This window comes from Streptococcus sp. 29892, assembly GCF_032594935.1.
GTDB lineage: Bacteria > Bacillota > Bacilli > Lactobacillales > Streptococcaceae > Streptococcus > Streptococcus hyiners.
On record NZ_CP118734.1, the window covers coordinates 525,712 to 540,695 of the forward strand.

Genomic DNA, 14,984 nt, shown 5'->3' on the forward strand with positions numbered 1-14,984 from the left:
GTGAAGGGATATGGAAATTATTCAAAGCAGAAAATCTAGTCAAGAGGCTAGGTTTTTTGTTATAATCAAACCATGAAAGCAGTGATTTTTGATTTAGATGATACCTTGTACGACCAAATCCAGCCCTTCAAAAAGGCTTTGGATAGGCATTTGCAGGTGGATGATGAGCTAGTCGGTCCCCTTTATCTAGCCTTTCGTCATCATGCGGATCAGGTATTTGAAGCAGCAGCGACTGGCAAGATGAGTTTAAAGGACAGCCATATCTATCGGATGAAAGCAGCTCTAGCTGATTTTGGATTTCAGGTATCGGATGCCCTAGCTTTGACCATTCAGATTGATTATGATTATTTCCAAGGGCAGTTGGAGCTTAGTCCTATGTTTCCAGCGATTTTTTCTCATTGTAAAGAAAGGGGACTTGCGCTTGGGATCATAACCAATGGTCCTCATCGCCACCAATTGCGGAAGATACGCACTTTGGGTCTTTTGGATTGGTTTGATCAAGCTCTAATTCTTATTTCCGGTCAGCTTGGGGTAGCTAAACCAAATCCGCAGATTTTTAAGGTCATGGAGCAACGTTTGGGATTTTCCTCTGATGAGATTTGTTATGTAGGTGATTCCTTTGAGAATGATGTCATAGGGGCCAAGGCTTGTGGTTGGCAGGCTATTTGGTTTAATCATCGGTTGCGTTCAGCCCCTGAAACCAGTGTCAGTCCAGACAAGATTGTAGATAAGTGGGAGGACTTAAGAGAGGCGATTTTCCAGATGGATTAGCCTTTTTTTATGGGTGCGATAGGTAAAATATATTAGCAGACAGGCTATTTTTATGATAGGATAGTCCTATAAGCTGGGAGTGGGAAAGAACTCGACCAATCATAGAAGAGTTCGTCTTCCCACCCCCGCACAGTTGATTAGGTCAGATTTGGAGTGTAAAACACGAACAAATCTGCCAATCAACCACTGCGCTGAGATGTTGACGCTAACGTTGAGAAGCGGTCCTGGGCTTTTTGCCCAGCCTCATAAAAATTCATGAAATGGAGTACCCCTATGACACAAACATTTTTCCCAATTCATACCTTGGACACGGTTAGACCTGATTTGAAAGAAAATTTGGAAACGGTCAAGAAAAACAATGGTGGCTACATTCCAAACCTGATTGGTCTGTTGGCCAACTCCCCGACAGCCTTGGAAACCTATCAGACAATAGGAGGCATCAATCGCCGCAACAGTCTGACACCGACTGAGCGTGAAGTCGTGCAAATCACAGCGGCTGTAGCAAATGGATGTGGCTTCTGTGTAGCAGGTCATACTGCTATATCTATCAAGCAAATCAAGATGCCAGATGAGATTTTGCAGGCTCTTCGTCAGGGGACACCTATTGAGGCAGATGCGAAATTGGATACATTGGCTCGCTTTACCTTGGCAGTCATTCATGAAAAAGGCAAGGTTGGTGATCAGTTACTAGAAGAACTTTTCCAAGCTGGCTATACAGCTGAGAATGCCTTGGATGTTGTGCTAGGTGTCAGCCTTGCGACCCTCTGTAACTATGCAAATAACCTGATTAACACCCCAATCAATCCTGAACTGCAGCCCTATGCTTTGAAAGATGAAGAATAGAATTTGAAAGCCAGTCGGACTAGCCGGCTGGTTTTTCAATTGTAGCAAGTGAAACTATTTTTATAAAAAAGTTAGAAAATAGAAAGTAGTTTCAAAAAATCCCCTTTTCTTTCTTCAGACAGAAATTAAAATTTAAATGTAAAAGTCTGTTGAAAAGATGTCAATATATTGTATAATAATAATGTAAGCGCTAACTCGGATCCGGTAATAGAAAGGAGAAATGAATGGCTACCATCAGCAAAGAAGCCTTAAAAGAACAAATTAAAGATGGCATTATTATTTCCTGTCAAGCTTTACCAGGTGAGCCTTTATATAGTGAAGAAGGCGGAGTTATTCCTCTATTGGTCAAGGCAGCCCAGGAAGCGGGTGCTGTAGGTATTCGAGCAAACAGTGTTCGAGATATTAAAGAAATCAAGGAAGTAACCGATTTACCTATTATCGGAATTATCAAGAGAGATTACCCTCCTCAGGAGCCTTTCATTACGGCAACGATGAGAGAGGTGGACGAGCTAGCTGAGCTAGACATTGCAGTTATTGCCCTGGATTGTACTAAACGTGAGCGTTATGATGGTCTGGACATCGTTGATTTCATCAAACAAATCAAGGAAAAATATCCACATCAACTCTTCATGGCAGATATTTCCACCTATGAAGAAGGTGTGACAGCCTACGAGGCAGGTATTGATTTTGTTGGAACGACCCTATCAGGCTATACATCCTATAGCCGACAAGAAGATGGACCAGATATTGAGTTGGTTGACCGACTTTGTCGTGCTGGGATTGATGTCATCGCAGAAGGAAAAATCCACTATCCAGATCAAGCTAGGACCATTCACGATTTAGGTGTGGCAGGTATCGTCGTTGGCGGAGCCATTACCCGTCCTAAGGAAATAGCGGAGCGGTTTATCCAGGCTCTGAAAAAATAGTTACATAGTCTAATAACCCCATATGGGGAAGCAAAAAAATAAAGGAGAAGAATGATGAAAAAAATCATACATTCATTGTTAGCTGGTGTGGCAGTTTTGTCACTCGCAGCATGTAGTGGTGGTAGCAGTAATACAACTGCTGAAAAAACAGCTGAATCAAGTGCTTCTGGTAAGACAGAAATCACTTGGTGGGCCTTCCCAGTATTCACACAAGAGAATACAGAAGACGGTGTTGGTACCTATGAGCAAAAAATTATTGCTGCTTTTGAGGAAGCTAACCCAGACATTACTGTAAAACTGGAAACCATTGACTTTACATCTGGTCCAGAAAAAATCACGACTGCTATCGAAGCAGGTACTGCTCCAGACGTTCTCTTTGATGCACCAGGCCGTATCATCACCTACGGAAAAAATGGTAAATTGGCTGAATTGAACGACCTCTTTACAGATGAGTTTGTTAAAGATGTGAACAACGATAACATCATTCAAGCATCTAAGGCTGGTGATACTGCCTACATGTACCCACTCAGCTCTGCTCCATTCTATATGGCCTTCAACAAAGCGATGTTGAAAGATGCTGGTGTTCTTGACCTTGTAAAAGATGGCTGGACAACAGACGACTTTGAAAAAGTTATCAAGGCTTTGAAAGACAAGGGTTACAACCCTGGTTCCCTCTTCTCTAACGGTCAAGGTGGTGACCAAGGTACTCGTGCCTTCTTGGCAAACCTTTACAGCGGAAGCATCACAGACGAAGGCGTAACTAAGTATACAACTGATTCTGAACAAATGATCAAGGCTTTGGATAAGGCAGCTGGTTGGATTAAAGACGGCTATATGATGAACGGCTCTCAATACGCAGGTGGCGATGACATCCAAAACTTTGCAAATGGTCAAACTTCTTACACTATCCTTTGGGGACCTGCTCAAAATGGTATCCAAGGACAATTGTTAGAAGCATCTAAAGTAGAAGTTCTTGAAGTACCATTCCCATCTGAAGATGGTAAAGCAGCTCTTGAATACCTTGTAAACGGCTTTGCAGTCTTCAACAATGGCGACGAAGCTCGTGTAGCAGCGTCTAAGAAATTCATCCAGTTCATCGCAGATGACAAAGAATGGGGTCCTAAGAACGTTGTTCGTACAGGTGCCTTCCCAGTTCGTACATCATTTGGTGCTCTCTATGATGACGAACGCATGGCTACTATTGACAAGTGGACTGGTTACTACTCACCATACTACAACACAATTGATGGATTTGCTGAAATGAGAACTCTTTGGTTCCCAATGCTTCAAGCTGTATCAAATGGCGAAAAAGAAGCAGAGGCTGCTTTGAAAGAATTCACTGAGCAAGCAAACGCAACCATTAAATAAATGAATTGAATGAGGCTCCTTTTCTCTGTTAGCTATTCAATAGATATGGAAAAGGAGCCATTCCTTTCATGCTTTGTGAAAATCAAGAATTATTTTTTCAGTAGGTATTTTGATTTTCATAAAGAATGATTACGAATAGAATTGAGGTGTTCTAAGTGCAGATAAATAAGATTAGAATGCGGGAAACCATTGTATCCTATACCTTCTTGGCTCCTATTCTCATTTTCTTCACCATTTTTGTACTCGCTCCAATGATCATGGGATTTGTCACTAGTTTCTTTAACTATACCATGACAGATTTCACCTTTGTTGGACTGGATAATTATGTACGGATGTTTAATGATCCGATCTTTATCAAATCTCTGATTAACACATTGATTATCGTGGTTGGTTCAGTGCCAGTTGTTGTCTTCTTTTCAGTCTTTGTCGCTTCGCAGACCTATGAAAAGAATGTCATCGCTCGCTCCTTCTATCGGGCAGTCTTCTTCCTGCCTGTTGTAACGGGTTCCGTTGCTGTAACGGTTGTTTGGAAATGGATTTACGATCCCCTGTCAGGTATCTTGAACTTCGTTTTGAAATCAGGTGGCCTTATTGAACAAAATATCAGTTGGTTAGGGGATAAACAGTGGGCCTTGTTAGCCATTATCATTATCCTCTTAACAACTTCAGTTGGTCAGCCGATTATTCTTTACATTGCAGCTCTTGGAAATATTGATAATTCCTTGGTAGAAGCTGCGCGTGTGGACGGTGCCAACGAACATCAGGTTTTCTGGCAAATAAAATGGCCAAGCCTCTTACCAACCACTCTTTATATCGCAGTTATTACAACCATTAACTCCTTCCAGTGTTTTGCCCTTATTCAGCTCTTGACCTCAGGTGGACCTAACTATTCAACCTCCACCCTCATGTACTACTTGTACGAAAAAGCCTTCAAGTTGTCTGAGTATGGATATGCAAATACCATGGGTGTTTTCCTGGCAGTCATGATTGCACTGATTTCCTTTGCCCAATTCAAGATTTTGGGTAATGATGTGGAATACTAGAAAGGAGGAAACTATGAAAAAGAAAACCATTACACCCTTTGGTGTTATTTCAACGATTATCTTGCTCTTGTTGACCATCCTTTTCATATTCCCTTTCTATTGGATTATGACAGGTGCCTTTAAGTCACAACCGCATACCATTGTCATTCCGCCTCAGTGGTGGCCAACCCAGCCAACCATGGAAAACTTTACTAAATTGACAGTCCAAAACCCAGCCTTGCAGTGGCTATGGAACTCAGTCTTTATTTCCTTGGCGACCATGATTTTGGTTTGTATGACCTCTTCTCTAGCTGGTTATGTCTTGGCTAAGAAACGGTTCTACGGACAGCGGATTTTGTTCTCAATCTTCATCGCTGCCATGGCTCTTCCTAAGCAGGTTGTGCTTGTGCCTCTGGTACGGATTATCAACTTTATGGGAATTCATGATACCTTAGCGGCAGTTATTCTACCCTTAGTTGGCTGGCCATTCGGTGTTTTCTTGATGAAGCAATTCTCAGAAAATATTCCGACAGAATTGTTGGAATCTGCTAAAATTGATGGTTGTGGAGAAGTATCAACCTTCTGGAATGTTGCCTTTCCAATTGTCAAACCAGGTTTTGCAGCCTTGGCTATCTTTACCTTTATCAACTCTTGGAATGACTACTTCATGCAGTTGGTTATGTTGACTTCACGTCAGAATTTGACTATTTCGCTAGGTGTTGCAACCATGCAGGCTGAAATGGCAACCAACTATGGTGTTATCATGGCGGGAGCTGCTATGGCTGCAGTGCCAATCGTTACTGTCTTCCTTGTCTTCCAAAAATCCTTTACTCAAGGTATCACCATGGGAGCGGTTAAAGGCTAAGAATTCGGATAGTTGGTGGAGAAAGATACATGATTTATGATCATATTGACAATTGTTCACAATATAAGGGACTACATCCCAATTTGGATCTTGCCTTGGCTGTTTTGGAAAAGGGTGATTTTCGCGAGCAGGGCCTAGGCAGGTATGAAATCGCTGGTCAGGCTGTCTATTACTTCCTTCAGGAAAATACTCTCTCTGAAGAGTTCAAGGAGGAATTTGAATACCATCGTTCCTACGCAGACATCCATTTTGTTATCAGCGGACAGGAACAAATTTCTTACGGTTGTCGTCTGGTTGGAGAAGATACTGGTTTTGATCCAGCAAGTGATATCGGTTTTGTTCCGAGTGAAAAATGGGTGGATTGCCTACTTGATGGGAATTACTTTGCTATTTTCCTACCTGGTGAGGTTCATCAGCCAAACCAATGGGCAGGTGGACAAAAGACTGTCCGCAAGTTTGTCATTAAAGTCTTAATAGACGATTAGTTCTCAACTAAAATAGAAAGGGGAAGATGTAAATGAAAGGAAAGGGTGGTAGAACACTGGTTCAGTCCTTGTTTGATGTTAATCATCCAGCATGGCAACTGGTAGAAAAACTCTTTGATCTCATGCTCTTAAATGGCTTAACTGTTTTGGCAAGTCTTCCTCTTTTTACCTTGGGAATTGCCAAACTAGCCCTCCAAGCGAGTTTATGGGACATGAATGAAGAGGGGAAAGTAAAGGTCTGGTCGACCTACTGGGGTCATTTTGGTCGCCAGTGGAAACAGGGTCTGGTCTTGTCACTGGTAGAAATTGGGTTAACGACATTTTGCCTCTTGGATCTATATCTGATTCTGGGACAGGCTGGTCTGGTATTTGACAGTTTTCGTGCAAGCTGTATTGCCATCCTGCTCTTTAGTCAGCTACTTTGGGTCTATATCTACCCGTTAGCCAGTCGATTTGATTTGCAGTTGAAAGACTTATTCCTAAAAGGAATTTTATGCCTGGGGAATATGTTGTCCTTGACCGCTATGGTTGGTCTGGTCTTTCTACTTGTAGCTACTATCCTCTTTTATTCAGACCTGACATTTTTAATCGGTCTGGTTTGTCTACTATTTTTTGCCTATGCGGGCCTATCCTTTCTATTCATTAGAGAATTTGGGTCAAGAATAAAAACAGTTAAAAAGGAATTAGAATGAAAGATTTATCGAAATATCATGGAATTATCCCAGCCTTCTATGCCTGTTATGACGAGGCTGGTGAGATTAGTTCAGAACGTGTAAAAGCCCTGGTTCAGTATTTCATTGACAAGGGTGTTCAAGGGCTTTATGTCAACGGTTCATCTGGTGAATGTATTTACCAAAGTGTGGCAGACCGCAAGCAAATTCTTGAAGCGGTCATGGAAGTTGCCAAGGGCAAATTGACCATCATCAACCATGTAGCCTGCAACAATTTGAAGGACAGCGTGGAGCTAGCTCGTCATTCGGAAGAATTGGGTGTTGATGCTATTGCAGCTATCCCACCGATTTACTTCCGTTTGCCAGAGTACAGCATTGCTGCTTACTGGAACGGTATTAGTGCAGCTGCACCAAACACCGATTTCATTATCTACAATATTCCGCAACTGGCAGGTGTGTCCTTGACACCAAGTCTTTATAAGGAAATGTTGAAAAATCCACGAGTGGTCGGGGTGAAAAATTCCTCTATGCCAGTTCAGGATATTGATACCTTTGTCAGTCTAGGCGGTGAAGACTATGTGGTCTTCAATGGTCCAGATGAGCAATTTCTCGGTGGTCGCCTCATGGGCGCTAAGGGTGGAATTGGGGGTACCTATGGTGCTATGCCAGAACTCTTCCTGCGTTTGAACCAATTGATTGCGGACAAGGACTTGGAAACAGCCCGTCAATTGCAGGCGACTATCAATACTATTATTGGTAAACTGGTTTCCGGTCATGGTCATATGTACGCTGTCATCAAGGAAGTCATCCGTATCAATGATGGCTTGGATATTGGTTCTGTTCGTGAACCTCTGACAGCCTTGACGGAAGCAGACTTGATCATTGCCCAAGAAGCAGCTCAGGTCATTCGTGATGCTAAGGAAAGATTTGGTGCCTAGGAGGTGTCTATGAAAACCTATCTTGCTATTGATATTGGCGGAACTCAGATTAAATATGGTCGTCTGGATGAAGCAGGTCAGATTCTTGAAAGTTACAAGATGGACACGGAAGCCCACAAGGGCGGCCCCCATATCCTAGCGACAGTCAAAAAACTTGTGGAAGACTTTCATGCCCAAGATGCCCTTTCAGGTGTAGCTATTTCATCAGCTGGGATGGTTGACCCTGACAAGGGAGAGATTTTCTATTCAGGGCCGCAGATTCCAAACTATGCTGGAACCCAGTTTAAGTCTGAAATAGAAACAGCTTTCGGTCTTCCTTGCGAGATTGAAAATGATGTCAACTGTGCAGGACTAGCAGAAGGTATTTCAGGTGCTGGTCAAGGTAGTCGGATTTCCATTTGCTTGACCATTGGCACGGGCATTGGAGGCTGCTTACTGGTGGACGGTCAAATCTTCCATGGCTTTAGTAATTCAGCCTGTGAGGTCGGCTATCTCCACCTTTCAGATGGGGCTTTCCAAGACCTGGCTTCAACGACGGCTCTTGTCCAAGAAGTGGCTCGTTTACATAATCAGGATCCAGCAGACTGGAACGGTTATAAGATTTTTCAGGAAGCCAAGGCAGGAGATGCTCACTGTATTGCTGCCATTGACCGAATGGTCAACTATCTTGGTCAAGGTATTGCCAATATCTGCTATGTAGCCAATCCAGAAGTGGTCATTCTTGGCGGTGGTATTATGGCGCAAAAAGAGTATCTTTCTGAGAAAATCCAAGCAGCTTTGAAGGCAAACCTGGTTTCAAGTCTAGCAGACAAGACCAAGCTGGCCTTTGCAGAGCATGAGAATGCTGCTGGTATGCTGGGAGCCTTCTATCACTTCCAACAGAAGCAGGGGCTACTATAATATACGATAAGATGGAGAGCTTCCTTCCCTTTCTCTTCTCCTTTAGATTTGGAAGCTTTCCGTCTTTTTTCTAGTTGTAGAGAGGTTGAATGATGATTGATAATATGACCTTGCAGGATATGCTGACCTATCGTGGTCGGCAGGAAGTCCCTGCAGATTTTGATGCTTTCTGGCAGAATGAAAAAAATCAGTTGACAGGTCTAGCAGACCATGTATTACTTGAAAAAGAATCTGGCTTGCCTCATGTAGCTTGCTACGAACTGACCTTTACGGGTACAAGTGGTTCCAAGGTTTTTGCTAAGTGCCTCTTTCCAAAGAGTGAGCAAGCTGTTCCCGTTCTCTTTTATTTCCATGGTTACCAAGGTCAAGGACCCGACTGGTCTGAGAACTTGAAATTTTTAGCAGCTGGTTATGGGGTAGTAGCTATGGATGTCCGTGGTCAGGCGGGGCGTTCTCAGGATTTGGGGCAATTTGATGGTCTCACTGTTAAGGGGCAAGTTATTCGAGGGATGATTCAAGGACCAGACCACTTGTTTTATAAGGATGTCTATCTGGATGTCTATCAGCTGATTGAGATTATTGCCAGCTTGGACTTTGTTGACCAGAAGCGCCTGGTGTCTTACGGTGCCTCACAGGGAGGAGCCTTGGCCTTGGTAGCAGCCGCTCTCAGTCCCCACATCAGTAAAACGGTAGCCATCTATCCATTCCTATCTGATTTCAAACGAATTTTAGAATTGGGCAACAATAGCGAAGCCTATGACGAACTGTTCCGCTATTTCAAATTTTCGGATCCATTTCACGAACGGGAAGAAGAGGTTCTACGAAACCTATCCTATATTGACGTAAAAAATCTGGCTCATCTGATTTCATGCCCAGTAGCCATGGTGACGGGTTTAGAAGATGGGGTCTGCCCACCATCAACCCAGTTTGCTATCTACAATCGACTAGAAGTTGAAAAAGAAATGAAAATCTTACCAGAATATGCCCACGATGCCATGCATGTAAAGGTTAATGACTATGTCTATGATTATTTAATCGGGACAAGTTTTTTGGATAACTAAGTAAGAAAAGCACTACTTGAAATACAGTAGTGCTTTCTTGAATTATTCCTTGATGGTTTGTTTGAAAATACTTTCTTTTCTCTCCTTGTCGATGGCCAAAAAATAGGCGTAGATAACATCAAGCATGATGAGGAGGGGAATTTGAGGTGAAATACGGTTGCCATAGTTAAGGTGTCGGACAGAGGCAACTGGAATGATTTGATCAAAAGTTGGTTGGGGAGGCACCTTGGTAGTTAGCAGGGCAGTTGTACTCCCTTTTTGAGTAGCCAAGTGCAAGTGTTCGATGACTTCTTCTGTTTGACCAGACAAGGATAGTCCGATAACCAGGCAAGTCTGATCTAGGATATTGGTTGTCCAAATGAGATTGTTTTTATCTGTAATGGCATCGCAGACAACCCCCAGCCGCATAAAACGAGACTTGATTTCCATGGCTACCAGGCCAGAACTACCGATACCATAGAAATAGACACGCTTACTGCTGTCAATGAGCTTAGCAATTTCTTCTAATTTTTCCTCGTCCACCAAATTATTGGTTGCTGTCAGAATTTCTTCGTAGTCGATCAGGACATTTTTTGTTAGGCTACGTTGCAATTTTTCGAAATGTTTATCTAAATATTGCTGGTTATTCTGAAACGCAAAAACAAATTCTCTGTAGCCAGAAAAACCACATTTTTTAGCGAATCTGGTCAGAGCAGACGGTGAAATATGCAGAGTTTGAGTGGTATTTTCTAGACTGAGATCAGCACTAGCAGGATCAAGCTGGGTAAAGTAGCTGGCAATCTGCTTCTCAAGTTTTGTCATCTGGTCCAAATGGGCCTCTATGATGGCCGTAATATGCTTAGGTGTTTGTAACATTTTCCATTCCTTTGATAGCTTCTGAGGATATTATACCACTAAAAACTCCTCATTGATAGGTTTTGTGTTATAATGGAACTGTAAAAGGGAACGTAGTGTTATGTATATAGAAATGATTGATGAAACAGGGCAGGTTTCTGCTCAAATGCAGGAGCAGATTACAGAATTGCTCCAGTTTGCGGCTGAAAAAATCGGCAAGCAGAATAAGGAAATGGCTGTGACCTTTGTGGACAATGCTCGCGTCCATGAGGTCAATTTGGAATACAGAGGAATTGACCGTCCCACTGATGTTGTCAGCCTAGAGTATAAGCCAGAGTCAGAAATTATCTTTGATGAGGAAGACTTACTGGACAACCCTGAACTGGCTGAAATGATGGAAGATTTCGATGCCTATATTGGCGAATTGTATATTTCCATCGATAAGGCGCGTGAGCAGGCTGATGATTATGGCCATAGCTACGAGCGCGAAATGGGCTTTTTGGCTGTACACGGTTTTCTGCATATCAATGGCTATGATCATTATACGCCAGAAGAAGAAGCAGAAATGTTTGGTTTACAAGAAGAAATTTTGACAGCTTATGGACTTACAAGAGAATAATTCAAAAAATCGCTGGAAAAATAGGGAATTGATGGCCAGCTTGGACTTTGCTATGTCAGGTCTTTTGACGGCTTTCAAGGAAGAGCGCAACATGAAGAAGCATCTAGCTTCAGCTGTCCTAGTTGTGCTTGCGGGATTGATTTTTCAGGTATCTGTTACAGAATGGCTTTTCCTCTTGCTTAGTATCAGTTTGGTCATTGCTTTTGAAATCATGAACTCAGCTATCGAGAGTGTAGTGGATTTGGCTTCTGACTATCATTTCCATCTATTAGCTAAGAATGCAAAAGATATGGCAGCAGGGGCAGTCTTGTTTGTGTCAGGCTTTGCCTTGTTGACAGGTCTTATTATCTTTGTGCCGAAAATTTGGGACTTTATTTTTTAGAAATTAAGGAGAATACATGACATTTAAGTCAGGTTTTGTGGCGATTTTAGGTCGTCCAAACGTTGGGAAATCAACCTTTCTCAACTATGTAATGGGGCAAAAAATTGCCATCATGAGCGATAAGGCTCAAACAACCCGTAATAAGATTATGGGCATTTATACGACAGAAGAAGAGCAAATTGTCTTCATTGACACACCAGGAATTCACAAACCCAAGACGGCTTTAGGAGATTTTATGGTGGAATCTGCCTACAGCACCCTGCGTGAAGTGGACACGGTCCTCTTTATGGTGCCAGCCGATGAAAAACGAGGCAAGGGTGACGACATGATTATGGAGCGGCTCAAGCAGGCAAAAGTTCCAGTTATCCTCGTTGTTAACAAGATTGATAAGGTTCATCCAGACCAGTTACTTGAGCAGATTGATGATTTCCGTCAACAGATGGACTTCAGGGAAATTGTGCCCATTTCTGCTACTCAAGGGAACAATGTCAATCGCCTGATGGAAATTCTAAAAGAAAATCTGGACGAAGGTTTCCAGTATTTCCCAGCAGACCAGATTACCGACCACCCAGAACGTTTCTTGGTGTCTGAGATGATTCGGGAGAAGGTCTTGCACCTGACCCGTGAGGAAATTCCGCACTCTGTTGCCGTTGTCATCGAATCTATGAAACGTGATGAATTTACCGACAAGGTCCATATCCGAGCGACGATTATGGTTGAGCGTGATAGCCAGAAAGGCATTATCATCGGCAAGCAAGGAGCCATGCTCAAGAAAATCGGCTCCATGGCCCGCCGCGATATCGAACTCATGTTAGGCGACAAAGTCTTCCTCGAAACCTGGGTCAAGGTCAAGAAAAACTGGCGTGACAAAAAACTCGACCTCGCCGATTTTGGCTATAATGAGAAAGAGTATTAAAAACGTCCGGGGGACGTTTTTAACCCGAGCCAAGAAATTGGAGAGCGAGGTAGTCCGGGGGAGTGAAGCAGTCTGGGAATAGACTGTTTCAGCTGGTCACCTAATAATGCGAAAGTGACCATGTGAAAACCCGAGCTTGAAAACCAGAGAGCGAGGTAGCCTGGTGTGACTTGTCTCGCCAGAATAGAAATGAATTAATTTCAAGCGTGAAGCACCACTTTTGTGGTGTTTTCCGTCGTTACGGTGAAATATTATGACGATTAGGGCAGTTAATGAACAGACACTTTCTATCTGGGCTTCTTTTGCAATTCAGGTTTGGCAGACAAAAGAGCAAGTTTTGATAGAAAAATTTTCAAATAATGAGTTTCCTTTTGAGTTTTTGTATTACTCTCAAAGTGAGGAGCCGATAGCGTGGATTAGTTTGTCGCTTCGCCACGACTATGTAGAAGGATGTCAGGCAAGTCCAGTTGCCTATTTAGAAGGGATTTTTATTAGCCCGAATTACCGTAGTCAAGGGATTGCGAAAGAACTGTTGAATTTTGCTGAGCATTGGGCTAAAAGTCAAGGGATATGCCAACTAGGATCTGATGCGGAACTGGATAATCTACTAAGCCAGAATTTTCATATCAAACATGGCTTCCGAGAAGTTAGCCGAACCGTTCACTATGTTCGAGATTTGAATAGTGAATAAAAGTATGTCTATCAAAAATTTAGTTAAGAAAGGAATGCCGAATAGGTGTTGGAATTGACCTCGCCTAGGCCTCTGTGAAAATCACAACCGTGACCTAGGTGCCGATGCACCGTCGGTCAGGTTCCTATTTTTCTTTTATTTTGTAATTTTGTTAGAAAGGACGAGTGTTTGCGTACTTGAACCCGAGCTAAAAGCTCGGAAAATAGATAGAGCTCCTTGTGTGCAAGCCACACAGCGTCGCTCTCCTAATTTTCAGTCGCTTTTTACGCTCTTGGTATCGTACATTGCCCGAATTACCTGAGGTTGAAACGGTTCGTCGTGGTTTGAAACGATTGGTCAAGGGAAAGGTCATCGAAAAGGTCAAGGTGACCTATGCTCCAATGGTAAAGACTGGTGTAGATACTTTCTGCCAAGACTTGATTGGACAGGAAATAGAGCATGTGGAACGCCGAGGGAAGTACCTGCTGTTGTACTTAACGGATTTTGTTTTGATTTCCCATTTACGCATGGAAGGTAAGTACAATTTCTTTCCAGAACAGGTGCCTACCAACAAGCACTTTCATGTCTTGTTTACTTTTACAGACGGGTCGACCTTGGTTTATCAGGATGTCCGCAAGTTTGGGACCATGGAGTTGTTGGGCAAGTCAGATGTGGAAGTCTATTTTATCAGTCGCAAAATTGGTCCTGAGCCGTCGGAGGAAGATTTTGGCTTAGAAGAATTTGTCAAAAAGTTAGCTAAGTCGAAAAAGCCCATTAAGTCGCATCTTTTGGACCAGTCTTTAGTGGCTGGTTTGGGCAATATCTATGTCGATGAGGTTTTGTTTAGAGCACAAGTTCATCCTGCTCAAGCTAGTCAGCAGCTATCGGCAGAGCAGGTGGCAGACCTCCGTCAAGCCACCATAGAAGTTCTGCGACTGGGTATCGAAAAAGGTGGCTCAACCATTCGGACCTATAAGAATGCCTTGGGCATGGACGGGACCATGCAGGATTATTTACAAGTTTATGGAAAGACAGGGCAGGCCTGTCCCCGTTGCCAGACAGAGATTGTCAAAATCCAGCTGGGCGGTCGAGGGACACATTTCTGTCCTCAGTGTCAGGTGAAACATGGCTAAAGTTATCGGTCTAACAGGAGGCATCGCCTCTGGAAAATCAACAGTTACAGCATTTCTGAGAGAACAAGGTTATCCAGTCATTGATGCGGATGCGGTTGTTCACGAATTACAGGCTAAAGGTGGCAAGCTCTATCAGGTCTTACTGGCTGAGTTTGGGGAAACTATCCTGTCAGCTGATGGCAGTCTAGATAGGGCTAAGCTGGGTCAGGCTGTTTTTGCGGATAGCAAGTTACGGGCTCGTTTGTCAGTCTTGCAGGACCAGATTATCAGGCAAGAATTGTTGACTAGAAGGGATGCTCTCAAGCAAAGGGAGCCAGTGGTTTTCATGGATATTCCCCTGCTCTACGAGGCCGATTATAGCGGGGAAGTAGATGAAGTCTGGCTGGTCTATGTCGATAGAGCGCAGCAGTTGGAACGGCTGATGAAGCGCAACGGCTTTTCAGCTCAAGAAGCAGAAAATCGGCTGGCTGCTCAGCTTTCTTTAGAGGAAAAACGGGGCAAAGCCCAAGTGGTGATTGATAATAGGGGAGCGGTTGAGGCGACCTTAGTGCAGGTTGCTCGGCTTTTGGAGGAGTTATAG

At 43.2% G+C, this 14,984-nt stretch carries 18 protein-coding genes; 17 read left to right on the forward strand and 1 reads right to left on the reverse strand.

The genetic code is table 11. The features are described 5' to 3' along the window. Positions 1-72 precede the first annotated feature (72 nt). From PW220_RS02795 to PW220_RS02845, 11 genes are all read left to right on the forward strand, one after another. Positions 73-771, forward strand: a complete 699-nt coding sequence (locus tag PW220_RS02795; RefSeq protein ID WP_248054720.1) for an HAD family hydrolase — start codon at positions 73-75, stop codon at positions 769-771. 273 nt (positions 772-1,044) lie between these two features. After that, positions 1,045-1,614, forward strand: a complete 570-nt coding sequence (locus PW220_RS02800) for a carboxymuconolactone decarboxylase family protein (protein ID WP_248054718.1) — start codon at positions 1,045-1,047, stop codon at positions 1,612-1,614. Positions 1,615-1,838: 224 nt separating this feature from the next. Continuing rightward, positions 1,839-2,540 carry an N-acetylmannosamine-6-phosphate 2-epimerase gene (locus PW220_RS02805; RefSeq protein ID WP_248051033.1) on the forward strand — a complete coding sequence of 234 codons (702 nt, stop codon included), beginning with the start codon at positions 1,839-1,841 and terminating at the stop codon, positions 2,538-2,540. 54 nt (positions 2,541-2,594) lie between these two features. Next, a complete protein-coding gene (locus PW220_RS02810) occupies positions 2,595-3,908 on the forward strand; it encodes an ABC transporter substrate-binding protein (protein WP_105118732.1) in 1,314 nt (437 codons plus the stop codon). 155 nt (positions 3,909-4,063) lie between these two features. Next, the gene (locus PW220_RS02815; protein WP_024380549.1) at positions 4,064-4,951 is read left to right on the forward strand and encodes a carbohydrate ABC transporter permease; all 888 of its coding nucleotides are present in this window, start codon (positions 4,064-4,066) and stop codon (positions 4,949-4,951) included. Between the two features lie 13 nt (positions 4,952-4,964). Further along, positions 4,965-5,795, forward strand: coding sequence for a carbohydrate ABC transporter permease (locus PW220_RS02820; RefSeq protein ID WP_172010872.1), 831 nt, complete (start codon positions 4,965-4,967; stop codon positions 5,793-5,795). A 29-nt stretch (positions 5,796-5,824) separates the two neighbouring features. Then, entirely contained in the window at positions 5,825-6,280 is a 456-nt protein-coding gene (locus PW220_RS02825; protein ID WP_248054716.1) for a NanQ anomerase/TabA/YiaL family protein, read from the forward strand. A 32-nt stretch (positions 6,281-6,312) separates the two neighbouring features. Continuing rightward, the gene (locus PW220_RS02830) at positions 6,313-6,972 is read left to right on the forward strand and encodes a DUF624 domain-containing protein (RefSeq protein WP_248054714.1); all 660 of its coding nucleotides are present in this window, start codon (positions 6,313-6,315) and stop codon (positions 6,970-6,972) included. Further along, positions 6,969-7,889, forward strand: a complete 921-nt coding sequence (locus PW220_RS02835; RefSeq protein ID WP_099777131.1) for a dihydrodipicolinate synthase family protein — start codon at positions 6,969-6,971, stop codon at positions 7,887-7,889. Before PW220_RS02830 ends, PW220_RS02835 begins: the two co-directional genes overlap by 4 nt. 9 nt (positions 7,890-7,898) lie before the next feature. Continuing rightward, positions 7,899-8,789 (forward strand): ROK family protein, encoded by an 891-nt coding sequence (locus PW220_RS02840; RefSeq protein ID WP_248054712.1) that lies wholly within the window; start codon positions 7,899-7,901, stop codon positions 8,787-8,789. 92 nt (positions 8,790-8,881) lie between these two features. Then, positions 8,882-9,850: an alpha/beta fold hydrolase gene (locus tag PW220_RS02845; RefSeq protein ID WP_248054819.1), complete on the forward strand. Its 969-nt coding sequence runs from the start codon at positions 8,882-8,884 to the stop codon at positions 9,848-9,850. A gap of 42 nt (positions 9,851-9,892) precedes the next feature. Here the strand turns inward: PW220_RS02845 and PW220_RS02850 are convergent, their stop codons facing one another. Further along, positions 9,893-10,705, reverse strand: coding sequence for a MurR/RpiR family transcriptional regulator (locus tag PW220_RS02850; protein WP_248054710.1), 813 nt, complete (start codon positions 10,703-10,705; stop codon positions 9,893-9,895). 100 nt (positions 10,706-10,805) lie between these two features. Between PW220_RS02850 and ybeY the strand changes: the two genes are divergently transcribed. The 6 genes from ybeY to coaE all read left to right on the forward strand — a co-directional run bounded on the left by ybeY (position 10,806) and on the right by coaE (position 14,984). After that, the gene (ybeY, locus tag PW220_RS02855) at positions 10,806-11,303 is read left to right on the forward strand and encodes an rRNA maturation RNase YbeY (RefSeq protein WP_248054708.1); all 498 of its coding nucleotides are present in this window, start codon (positions 10,806-10,808) and stop codon (positions 11,301-11,303) included. Beyond that, on the forward strand, positions 11,284-11,685 hold the full coding sequence (locus PW220_RS02860; protein ID WP_105118737.1) for a diacylglycerol kinase family protein: 402 nt from the start codon (positions 11,284-11,286) through the stop codon (positions 11,683-11,685). Before ybeY ends, PW220_RS02860 begins: the two co-directional genes overlap by 20 nt. A 16-nt stretch (positions 11,686-11,701) precedes the next feature. Next, a complete protein-coding gene (gene era, locus PW220_RS02865; RefSeq protein ID WP_248054706.1) occupies positions 11,702-12,601 on the forward strand; it encodes a GTPase Era in 900 nt (299 codons plus the stop codon). 253 nt (positions 12,602-12,854) lie between these two features. Beyond that, positions 12,855-13,292: a GNAT family N-acetyltransferase gene (locus PW220_RS02870; protein WP_248054704.1), complete on the forward strand. Its 438-nt coding sequence runs from the start codon at positions 12,855-12,857 to the stop codon at positions 13,290-13,292. Between the two features lie 284 nt (positions 13,293-13,576). Then, entirely contained in the window at positions 13,577-14,404 is an 828-nt protein-coding gene (gene mutM / locus PW220_RS02875; RefSeq protein WP_248054702.1) for a DNA-formamidopyrimidine glycosylase, read from the forward strand. Continuing rightward, complete coding sequence (coaE, locus tag PW220_RS02880; RefSeq protein WP_248054701.1) at positions 14,397-14,984, forward strand: dephospho-CoA kinase; 588 nt, start codon at positions 14,397-14,399, stop codon at positions 14,982-14,984. The genes mutM and coaE overlap by 8 nt, the downstream gene beginning before the upstream one ends.